The organism is Nonomuraea sp. NPDC001684 (genome assembly GCF_053596515.1).
In genome coordinates, this window is record NZ_JBSFGJ010000359.1 from 1 (window position 1) to 9,617 (window position 9,617).

The following is a 9,617-nucleotide window of genomic DNA, read 5'->3' on the forward strand; positions in this document are numbered from 1 at the left end:
GGACAGCGCGCCCGCGCCGAAGTAGACCGCGCTCACCACGGCCACCAGCCCGGCCGCGACGAAGGCCCGGCTGATCACCGTGTCGATGCCGTAGAGCCGGTAGCGGGTCACCGAGAACGCGACGGCGACCGGGATGAGCGCCGCCCACACGACGCTCGGCCACAGGAGCGCCGGCACGAACGCGGCCATGATCAGGAACACGACGTAGCCCGCGAACGCGAACAGCGGCCAGCCGATCTGCCGCCTGCCCACCGGATCGGCCCGGCGCAGCCGCAGCGCCAGGGAGAGCGCCGTCAGCGCCATGGCGACGTAGATGCCGGTCCAGGCCACCATGGAGACGGCCTCGACGTACGGCCCGAGCGCGCGGATCTGCAGCGGGTTGGGGATGACGGCCGGGTAGGGGTAGCTGCCGGGGGGCGGGTCGGGCCGGAACACCGAGCGGGCCAGGTCGAGTCCGAGCGAGAACGCGCCCAGCAGCAGCACCCACCGCCAGCGCGGCGAGGGCAGCCGCCCGTCGGGCGAGTAGAGCGGCAGCAGCATGGTGAGCGCCAGGCCGCACACCGCCCACCCGACCTGCGCGGGGAAGCGTACGAGCCCGGCCGCGACCAGGTCGCCGTCGGCGGCCAGCCGGAACATCATCGCGCTGGACAGGTCGCTGACGGCGGCGGCGATGCCGCCCGCGACCATCAGCCACGCCATGTTCAGCCGCGGCCGATGGAAGATCAGGAAAGCGCCGACCGCGGGGAAGGTCAGGGCGGCGGCCGTCTGGGGCGAGGCGGTCCTCAGCGGCGTCCACGCCTGCGGCAGGCGGGCGTAGACGAGCAGCGCGGCGACCGTGAGGACCGGCGAGGCCACCGCCAGGACGACGGCCGTGACGCGCGCGAGCCGAACGCCCCGGCCAGCGGAGCCGCGCCCGGTCCCGTGGCTCTCCGCCGGCCCGGCCTCTTCGGCGATCTCGGTGAACCCGGTCATCTCATCACCGCCTTCCCCAACACTTGAACAGGATTATGACCCTTTTACTGGGATAATCCGCCCGTTGTGTCCGGGCCGTTACCGTCCGACGCCTGCTCCGGCCCCTCACGGGGCCAGGACAGGCCTCAACCTACTCGACGGCGACGCGTGGTTTCCTATACGCATGCCCGAACCTGATCTGGTGATCGACGGCGGCGACAAGATGTGCGTGCAACTGCTCATCGAGCTGCGCGGGCACGTGCTGCGCGCCGGTCCGGGCGCCGTGATCCACCTGATCGCCAGCGACCCCGCCGCGCCCGTCGACCTGCCCGCGTGGTGCCACCTGACCGGCCACTCCTACCTCGGGCCGGTGCCCGGCGCCGAGCGCCCGACGTACGCGGTGCGCGTCGCGGACGCCGCCAAGGAGACCGAGCCCGCCCGTCCCTGGCACGCGGCCTGACGGCGGCCGCCGCCCGTCAGCGGAAGGAGCGCCGGTAGGCGGCCGGGGTGGTGCGCAGCGCGGTGTGGAAACGGCGGCGGAGGTTGACGGCCGAGGAGAGCCCGACGCGGGTGGCGATCGTCTCGACCGGCAGGTCCGTCTCCTCCAGCAGCGCCCGGGTGGCGGCCAGCCGGCGTTCCAGCAGCCAGCGGGCGGGCGGCACGCCGAGCTGGTCGGCGAACTGCCGGGTCAGGGTCCGCGCGGAGACGCCTGAGTAGGCGGCCATGTCCTCGACGGTGACGTGGTCGGGCAGGCGGCCGAGCAGCCATTCGAGCAGCGGGGCCAGGGAGTCCGGCATGGGTCCCGCGGTGGGCAGCGGCGGGTACTGGCGCTGGCAGCCCTCGCGGTGCGGCCCGGCGGCGAGCTGACGGCCGATGCGCATGGCGTGGGCCGCGCCGTGGTCCTGGAGCACCTGGTGCAGGCACAGGTCGAGGGTGGCGGCCGAGGCTCCGGCGGTGGCGACGTCGCCGTGGTCCACGTAGATGACGGTGTCGTCGGGGATGACGCGCGGGTGGCGGGCGGCCAGCTCCCCGGACAGCTCCCAGTGGACGGACGCGCGGCGGCCGTCCAGCAGGCCCAGGGCGGCGGGGATGAAGATGCCCGCGCAGACGGCGACGATCCGCGCCCCGCGGGAGTGGGCCCGGGACACCGCGTCGAGCACGGCCGGCGAGGGGACCAGGGTCCAGCCCGCGACGATCACGGTGCCGGCCTCGTCGATGGCTTCGAGACCGCTGTCCACCTGCATGGGGACGCCGAGGGTGGTGGGCAGCGAGCCCGGCCGCTCGGCGCACAGGGTGAGGCTGTAGTGCTGGGGAATGTCGGGGCCCTGGTAGCCGAAGACGGCCGAGGCCGAGGTGACGGGGTAGAGCTCCTGGTTGGGGGCGACCAGGGCGACCACGCGGTGCGGGCTCACGGGGGCCGGAGGCGTCTCGGGGCAGTCCAGGGGCATGGCGCAAATGTACCCAATGATGTCATTTGGGACACCAGTGCTCTGATCTGGAAAAATCCAGAATTAGGGCTCATGTGGACGAGGAGTTTCGCCCTCTACTTCGGGGCCCGCACGATCTCGCTGCTCGGCGACGCGATGATGCCCGTCGCCTCGGCGCTGGCGATCGGCAAAGTTTACGGGATCGCCGGCGTCGGCTTCGTGCTCGCGCTCTGGACCGCGTCGGCCGTGCTGGTCATGTTGTTCGGCGGGGTCGTCGCCGACCGGATCGGGCCCCGGCGCCTGATGATCGGCGCGGACGTGGTCAGGGTGGTCACCCAGGCGGTCGTGGCCGTCGCCTTCCTCGACGGCGCCCCGCCGTTCGCCCTGCTGCTGGCGATGGCGTTCCTGTCGGGCATGGCCGCCGGAGTGTTCGAACCGTGCGTCAACGGGATGGTGCCGCTGGTCGCCGAGGATGCGCAGCGGGCCAACGCGACCTTGAAGATCGCCGAGGCGGTCACCCAGCTCGTCGGGCCGGCGCTGGCCGGGATCCTCGTCGTGGCCACCGGGCCGGTCTTCGTCTACACCGTGGACGCCGCGACGTTCCTGGTCAGCGCGGTGTGCCTGGTGCTGGTGCGGGTCGCCGTGCCCACGCCGGAGCCGTCCGACGTGCTGAGCGACCTGCGCAGGGGCTGGGAGGAGTTCAAGGCCAGGAGCTGGATGTGGTCGGTCATCCTGGTCTGGGTGTTCTGGGGCGTGCTGGTGGTGGGGCCGTACGTGCCGCTGTCGTCCCAGGTCATCGGGGCCGACTACGGCTGGGTGATGGCGGCGCTCGGCCTCGGGACCGTGCTGGGAGGGCTGGTGGCGATCCGGCTGAAGCCGCGCAGGCCGCTGGCGGCGGGGGCCGTGGCGCTGATCGGGTACGTCGCCGTGCCGCTGTCGGTCGCGCTCGGACTGCCGCTGCCGCTGCTGATGGCCGGGCACCTGCTCGGGGGGTGCGCCATGGCGTTCTGGTCGGTGATGTGGTCGACGACCGTGCAGACCCAGGTCGCGCCGGACGTGCTGAACCGGGTCAACGCCTACCAGGTGGCCGGGTCGGTCGCGGGCATGGCGGTCGGGCAGGCGCTGGCCGGCCCGGTCACCGCGCTGGTCGAGCCGCGCGTCTTCATGCTGGGCTCGGCCCTGGTGACGGTCGGCGTGGTGACGGCGCTGCTGGTGATCGGGCCGGTACGGCGGCTCGGCCGCAGGCCGCAGGCGTCCGGGAGCGGGCCGGTCACGGTCCCGGCGACGTAGCCGACGCCGAGGTAGCCGACGCCGAGGGGGCGGTGCCGAGGGGCGGTGCCCACGGCACGTGCCGCGGCCGGGGCGTGCGGCTGGCAGACCGCCCGCCCCCGTCTGCGGCACGTGCCGTCCCCTCCTATTCGCGGCACGCGATGTGGGAGCCGCCCCGGCGTTCCCCCGCGCTCGGGACGACTCCACCAGGTAAGAGCGCAGAGGTACCCGTATCAGTACGTCTTCTCCCAAAAGATTTCTTGACAATTTTATTTGTCGGTAGCTAGCGTGGGCACCACGAAACGGAGGAACACCATGAGCAGCATGATCAACTCCGCGGACGGCACCCCCATCGCGTACGAACGCGCAGGCCAGGGCCCGGCGGTCATCCTCGTGGACGGCGCACTCAGCTTCCGCGGCTCCAGCATCAACGGCGGCCTGGCCGAGGCGCTCGCCCCCGACTTCACGGTCTACACCTACGACCGCCGCGGACGGGGCGAGAGCGGCGACACCCAGCCGTACGCCGTCGAACGGGAGGTCGAGGACCTGGCCGCGCTCGTCAAGGAGGCCGGCGGCCCGGTCCGCCTGTACGGCACCTCCTCCGGCGCCGCCCTCGCCCTGGCCGCGGTCCAGCACGGCCTGCCCGTCGAGCGCCTGGCCCTGTACGAGCCCCCGTTCGTCGTGGACGGCGCCCGCCCCCCGATCAAGGACGACTACCCGCGACGCCTGGAGGCGCTGGTGGCCGCCGGCCGCCGGGCCGAGGCGGTCAGGATGTTCATGCGCGAAGGGGTCGGCCTGCCGGCGATCGTGGTGGCGATGATGCGGTTCATGCCCGCGTGGGCCACGCTCAAGGCCGTGGCGCACACCCTGCCGTACGACACCGCGCTCGTCTTCCCGTATCAGCGGGGCGTGCCGTACCCGGAGGGCGCGTGGGCGTCGGTGACCGTCCCGACGCTCGTCGCCGACGGCGGGAAGAGCCCGCAGTGGATGCGCAACTCCGTCGGCGCGCTGGCGAAGGCGCTGCCCGCGGCCGACTACCGCACGCTCGACGGGCAGACCCACATCGTCAAGCCGGAGGCCCTGGCGCCGGTGCTGCGGGAGTTCTTCGCCTGAGGGCCGGTGGTCAGGCGAAGACGGTGGGGTTCTCCTGAGGGCCGCCGCTCAGGCGGGTTCTTCGCCTGAGGGCGGGCGGTCAGGGGGTTCTTCGCCTGAGGGCGGGCGGTCAGGCGGAGACGGTGGTGAGCCAGTGGGTCCAGGCGGCTTCCAGGGCCTCGCCGTCCACCGGGGCGTAGGCGTGGTGCTCCACCACCGCCATGCCGCGTCCCTGGACGAACATGTACAGGCCGTCGTCCGTACGGACCGCCACGAACGTGCCCGGAGCGGTCACCCACTCCACGACGCCCCGCTCCGGCGAACGCCCCTCGATCGCGACCGTCACCTTCTCCCCCGCCACCGGACGGCCGGCGACGCCGAGCGCGGCCGCGAGCGCGGCCCAGAACCGCTCCTCCGACGCGCACGGGCCGGCCAGGAACAGGTTGTGGGTGGAGATCCTGCCGGGGAAGTGCCTGAGGTAGACGGCCAGCTTGTACAGGTACTGGAGGTCGCCGCGCTCCAGGTCGTCGTACTCCGACTCCCAGTCGTCGCCGAGGAAGCCGCTGTGGACGAAGCGGAGCACCGTGCTGCCCGAGCCGCGGGCTTCCAGCAGGTACTCGAAGGCCATGAACGTGCCGTCGGGGTTCTCCACGCCCCGGTGGGCCAGGCGCCTGCCCGGCTCCCAGGCGGTCACCACCGACTCGGTGGCGACGTCGTCGCCGAAGGTCTGCGTGCCCCGGCCGCCTTCGCGCGGTTCCAGTTCGGTACGGCCCATGAACCACGAGTCGATGCCCGGGCCCTCCGCGATGGCCTGCCAGACGACGTCGGGGGCGGCGTCCAGCTGGATCTCGTGGCGGATCTCGAACTCGTGCGGCATGGCGGTCTCCCTGTCACGGCCCGGCGCGGTGTGCGGCCGACGATCGCACCGACAATATCGCTTGTCAAGCCGACTCGTGTTGTCGGCATGCCTGTGCGGCACGGTCGGCAGCGTGCGGGGGCGGTCGGCAGGCAGGTGGGCGCGGTCGGCGGGCATGTGGGGCGTGGGAGCGAGGGGCATCCCTCTTGAGAGCGAGGCGCGGGATCGCCCGTCCCGGCGATCACATCCGGAGCGGAAAACCGCAGGATAAGTGCATCGCCCCGCCCCTTGAGGAGACCCCCTGATGAACACCCGCGCCGCCTTCGTGGCCGCCCCGCTGCTCGTCCTGTCGTACGGCGTGATCCGGATCGTCGACGGCCTGGACGGGAGCCGAGGGCCGGGGTTGGCCTGGACGGCCGGCCATCTCGCCTTTCTTGCCGCTCTTGCCCTGTTCATCGTGATATTTCGGGAAATGTGGCGGATGCTGGGCCGCAACCGCATCGCCACCACCAGCCTCGTGGTCGGCCTGGTGGGCATCGCCTGCGCGGCCGCGCAGTTCGTGATCGACATCGTCGTCGGGTTCATGGCCGCCGACCACGACGCGATGTCCCCGCTGTTCGACCAGGTCCAGGCGGTTCCGGGGGTGTCGCTCGCGATCTACGCCGCCGGCCCGCTCCTGTTCTACGTCGCCCAGCTGGCCCTGGTCGTCCAGCTCGCCGCGCGGCGGCAGGTCAAGCTCTGGACCCCCGTCCTGGTCATGCTCGACTTCGCCATCCCGATCATGGAGAAGGACCTGATCCCGCTCGGCGCCGTGTGCATGCTGGTGTCGTTCTGGCCGCTGGCCCGCCGCCAGGCCCGGGCCGGTGCCCGGCCCGCGCTCGTCCATGCGTGAGGAAGAATGGGACCCTGTGTCCGATCTGACGCTTGTCGACGTCTTCCGTCGCCGGCTTCGAGCGCTCCCCCACCTCTGGGTGGACGGGGCGCTCGCCCTGTTGATCGCCCTCGTCCAGGTCTGGCCGCTGGTGTCCAGCCATGACTCGCAGGGCGGCAGCTGGGACTGGTGGGGGTACGTGATCGCGATCGGCGCCTCGCTCCCCGTCGTCTGGCGGCGCCGGTGGCCGGTGGCCATGCTGATCGCCAGCCTGGTCGTGGGCGCGCTCTACGACTTCGCCGACAACGTCGCCCGCCAGCCCATCTGGTACGGCGCCCTGGTCGCCTTCTACACGGTCGCCGCGTACTCACCCCGCCTGCCCAGGGTCGTCATGCTCGTCGTGACCCTCGTCGGCGGCCTGGCCTCCGTCGGCTCGTGGGAGACCGCGATGCGCGGGGTCGCCCTGTTCACCGCCGCCTACGCCATCGGCCGCGCGGCGGCCACGTCCCGCGCCCACGCCGCCGAACTGGCCGAGCGCGCGGCCCGGCTCGAAAGGGAGCGTCAGTTGGAAGCCGAGCGCGCGGCCGAACGCGAGCGGGCCAGGATCGCCCGCGACATGCACGACATCCTGGCCCATGCGGTCAGCCTCATGGTGGTCCAGGCCGAGGCGGGGCCCGTCGTGGTGCGCAGCAACCCGGCCAGGGCCGAGGCCGCCTTCGACGCCATCGCCGCCGCGGGCCGGGACGCGATGGTGCAGCTGCGCCGCATGCTCGGCGTACTGAAGGAGGACGAGCCGCAGGCGCCGCGGACGCCGCAGCCGACCCTCGCGGACCTGCCCGCGCTGGCCGGCCAGGTGGCGGGCACCGGCCTGGACGTGCGCTTCGCCGAGTCCGGCGAGCCCCGCCCGATCGGCCCCGACAGCGCGCTGGCCGCCTACCGGATCACGCAGGAAGCGCTCACCAACATCGTCAAGCACTCCGGCGCCGACCGCGCCGAGATCCGGCTCACCTGGGAGGACGACCACCTGATGATCGACGTCACGGACAACGGGCGCGGCGGCGGCCCCGCGCTGCCCTCGGGCGGCAACGGCCTGATCGGCATGCGCGAACGGGCCGCGGCCTGCGGCGGCAGCGCGACCGCCGGCCCGCGCGCGGACGGGCCCGGCTTCGCGGTGTCGGCGCGGCTGCCGCTGGGGGCCGGCCGATGAGCGTGCGCGTCGTGGTGGCCGACGACCAGGAGCTGGTCAGGGGCGGGTTCGCGATGATCCTCGACGCCCAGCCCGACATCTCGGTGGTGGCCGAGGCGGGCGACGGGGTCGAGGCCGTGGCCGCCGTACGGGCCCACGAGCCGGACGTGCTGCTGCTCGACATCCGCATGCCCAGGATGGACGGCATCGAGGCGGCCAGGATCGTGTGCGCCGAGACCGCCTGCCGGGTGCTGATGCTGACCACGTTCGACCTGGACGACTACGTGTTCGACGCGCTGCGCGCGGGCGCGAGCGGGTTCCTGCTGAAGGACGTGCGGCGGGACGACCTGGTGACCGCGGTGCGCGTCGTGGCCGCGGGCGAGTCGCTGCTCGCGCCCACGGTGACCAGGAGGCTGATCGCCGAGTTCACCTCCCGCCCCGCGACGACCGCCGCCCCCGCGCACACGCTGGAGTCGCTGACCGCCAGGGAGCGCGAGACGTTGCAGCTGATCGCGCGCGGCCTGTCCAATGCGGAGATCGCCGAGGCCATGGTGGTCAGCGAGCACACCGTGAAGACGCACGTCAGCAACGTGCTGAGCAAACTGGGGCTGCGCGACCGGGTGCAGGCGGTGATCGCGGCCTACGAGTCGGGGCTGACCGTTCCCGGGGCGTAACGCGAGGGTCGGGCGGGTAGGCGGCCCATATGACTGAGGGTTTCGACACGGACACGCTCTGGGACGAGTTCCACCGGGCGGTCAACATGAACTCGGAGGAGCTGCGCGGCTACCTGCTCGCCGAAGCCTCGGACGAGGAGGGCTTCCCTCCCGACCCCGACATGGGCATCGACGAGCTGGGCAGGGGCGTGCTGCACGTCCTGAGCAAGCGGAAGGGCGACCTGACCAAGGCCGACCTGGACGTCATGCGTCAGGTCATCGAACTGGTCGAGACCATGGGCGACCGGACGGACGACGACTCGCGGCGCGAGCTCATGTCCGTCGGGCACGACCCGCTCAGGGCATAACGCCTCGAATTCAACAAATGGTGGATGTGGGGCGACGCAAAGTGATGAAATGTGCGAAGCCGACTTCGTCCGAGGAGATCCGTTGAGAGACAACCTCGACCTCGCCGCGAGCGCCCAGCAGCTGGCCGACGCCGCCCCGACGGGATCGATCGACCGTGCCGCGGCCTCGTCCGTGGCCATCACCTTGGCCACGACGCGTGACATCGCCGACGCGCGGCAGGCCCTCGACGGGTTGACCCCGGAGGAGGTGCGCCAGGCGGCGCTCACCCTCTTCGACCGGCTCTCGGAGAGCTGAGCTCACTGCGCCGGGCTGCTCGAACCGGGTGAAGGCGGGCGGCCCGCCGGGAACCCGGCATGGCCGCATGCCCGTACGGTGGAGGCATGCGGATCGGGGTCCTGGGGCCGCTCCAGGTGGCTGGGGCCGAGATCGGCGGCGCCCGGGTGCGGGCCCTGCTCGTCCGTCTGGCGCTCGACCCGGGCCGGGTGGTGACCGCCGACCGGCTGATCGACGACCTGTGGCCCGGCGAGCCGCCCGCCCATCCGGCCGCGGCGCTCCAGTCGCTGGTGTCGCGGGCCCGCAGGCAGGCGCCTGGGCTGATCTGCTCGCACCCGGCCGGCTACCTGCTGGACGTGCCGCCCGGCGAGGTGGACGCGTCGGCGTTCGAGCGGCTGGTGCGGGCCGGCGACCCGCGCGGCGCGCTGGCGTTGTGGCGCGGGCCCGCGCTGGCGGACGCGGCCGGGCTGGCCTTCGCCGCCGCGCCCGCGGCCCGGCTGGAGGAACTGCGCCTCACGGCCCTGGCCGCCGCGATCACCGCCGACCTGACCGCCGAGGCCGCCCCCGACTGCGCGGCCGAGCCCTTGGCCGAGTTGGAGGGGCTGGTCGCGGCGCACCGGCTGCGGGAGCCGTTCCACGCCCTGCTCATGCGGGCGCTGGTGGCGCGCGG

The 9,617-nt window shown here is 72.9% G+C and carries 11 protein-coding genes and 1 pseudogene; 9 read left to right on the top strand and 3 right to left on the bottom strand.

The features are described from left to right. Positions 1-972 (bottom strand): annotated as a pseudogene (locus tag ACWCSD_RS39525) (sensor histidine kinase); the annotation flags it as partial. Positions 973-1,135: 163 nt separating this feature from the next. On the opposite strand from ACWCSD_RS39525, the gene ACWCSD_RS39530 reads away from it, so the two are divergent. Beyond that, positions 1,136-1,411 (top strand): sulfurtransferase TusA family protein, encoded by a 276-nt coding sequence (locus ACWCSD_RS39530; RefSeq protein ID WP_358298869.1) that lies wholly within the window; start codon positions 1,136-1,138, stop codon positions 1,409-1,411. A gap of 16 nt (positions 1,412-1,427) precedes the next feature. Here ACWCSD_RS39530 and ACWCSD_RS39535 read toward each other — a convergent pair whose 3' ends face one another. Beyond that, positions 1,428-2,399, bottom strand: coding sequence for a GlxA family transcriptional regulator (locus ACWCSD_RS39535; RefSeq protein WP_397161622.1), 972 nt, complete (start codon positions 2,397-2,399; stop codon positions 1,428-1,430). A 72-nt stretch (positions 2,400-2,471) separates the two neighbouring features. On the opposite strand from ACWCSD_RS39535, the gene ACWCSD_RS39540 reads away from it, so the two are divergent. Next, entirely contained in the window at positions 2,472-3,668 is a 1,197-nt protein-coding gene (locus ACWCSD_RS39540; protein WP_449922567.1) for an MFS transporter, read from the top strand. A gap of 294 nt (positions 3,669-3,962) precedes the next feature. Next, positions 3,963-4,760, top strand: coding sequence for an alpha/beta fold hydrolase (locus ACWCSD_RS39545; RefSeq protein WP_397161624.1), 798 nt, complete (start codon positions 3,963-3,965; stop codon positions 4,758-4,760). 109 nt (positions 4,761-4,869) lie between these two features. Here the strand turns inward: ACWCSD_RS39545 and ACWCSD_RS39550 are convergent, their stop codons facing one another. Further along, on the bottom strand, positions 4,870-5,616 hold the full coding sequence (locus ACWCSD_RS39550) for an SRPBCC domain-containing protein (protein ID WP_397161625.1): 747 nt from the start codon (positions 5,614-5,616) through the stop codon (positions 4,870-4,872). A gap of 283 nt (positions 5,617-5,899) precedes the next feature. Here ACWCSD_RS39550 and ACWCSD_RS39555 point away from each other — a divergent pair, with 283 nt between their 5' ends. The 6 genes from ACWCSD_RS39555 to ACWCSD_RS39580 form a co-directional block, all read left to right on the top strand. Beyond that, entirely contained in the window at positions 5,900-6,487 is a 588-nt protein-coding gene (locus tag ACWCSD_RS39555) for a hypothetical protein (RefSeq protein ID WP_449922569.1), read from the top strand. Between the two features lie 16 nt (positions 6,488-6,503). Continuing rightward, positions 6,504-7,673 carry a sensor histidine kinase gene (locus ACWCSD_RS39560; RefSeq protein WP_397161627.1) on the top strand — a complete coding sequence of 390 codons (1,170 nt, stop codon included), beginning with the start codon at positions 6,504-6,506 and terminating at the stop codon, positions 7,671-7,673. Then, complete coding sequence (locus ACWCSD_RS39565; protein WP_357976348.1) at positions 7,670-8,326, top strand: response regulator transcription factor; 657 nt, start codon at positions 7,670-7,672, stop codon at positions 8,324-8,326. Before ACWCSD_RS39560 ends, ACWCSD_RS39565 begins: the two co-directional genes overlap by 4 nt. Before the next feature lie 29 nt (positions 8,327-8,355). Beyond that, a complete protein-coding gene (locus ACWCSD_RS39570; protein ID WP_364339814.1) occupies positions 8,356-8,673 on the top strand; it encodes a DUF3140 domain-containing protein in 318 nt (105 codons plus the stop codon). A gap of 82 nt (positions 8,674-8,755) precedes the next feature. Next, positions 8,756-8,968, top strand: a complete 213-nt coding sequence (locus ACWCSD_RS39575) for a hypothetical protein (RefSeq protein WP_352323140.1) — start codon at positions 8,756-8,758, stop codon at positions 8,966-8,968. 86 nt (positions 8,969-9,054) lie between these two features. Then, on the top strand, positions 9,055-9,617 hold a 563-nt coding region (locus ACWCSD_RS39580), incomplete at its 3' end, for an AfsR/SARP family transcriptional regulator (RefSeq protein ID WP_449922573.1).

Coding starts and splice junctions, on each gene's coding strand:
- ACWCSD_RS39535 (WP_397161622.1), bottom strand. CDS start 2,399: ATGCCCCTGGACTGCCCCGAGACGCCTCCGGCCCCCGTGAGCCCGCAC.
- ACWCSD_RS39570 (WP_364339814.1), top strand. CDS start 8,356: ATGACTGAGGGTTTCGACACGGACACGCTCTGGGACGAGTTCCACCGG.
- ACWCSD_RS39555 (WP_449922569.1), top strand. CDS start 5,900: ATGAACACCCGCGCCGCCTTCGTGGCCGCCCCGCTGCTCGTCCTGTCG.
- ACWCSD_RS39565 (WP_357976348.1), top strand. CDS start 7,670: ATGAGCGTGCGCGTCGTGGTGGCCGACGACCAGGAGCTGGTCAGGGGC.
- ACWCSD_RS39530 (WP_358298869.1), top strand. CDS start 1,136: ATGCCCGAACCTGATCTGGTGATCGACGGCGGCGACAAGATGTGCGTG.
- ACWCSD_RS39545 (WP_397161624.1), top strand. CDS start 3,963: ATGAGCAGCATGATCAACTCCGCGGACGGCACCCCCATCGCGTACGAA.
- ACWCSD_RS39540 (WP_449922567.1), top strand. CDS start 2,472: ATGTGGACGAGGAGTTTCGCCCTCTACTTCGGGGCCCGCACGATCTCG.
- ACWCSD_RS39550 (WP_397161625.1), bottom strand. CDS start 5,616: ATGCCGCACGAGTTCGAGATCCGCCACGAGATCCAGCTGGACGCCGCC.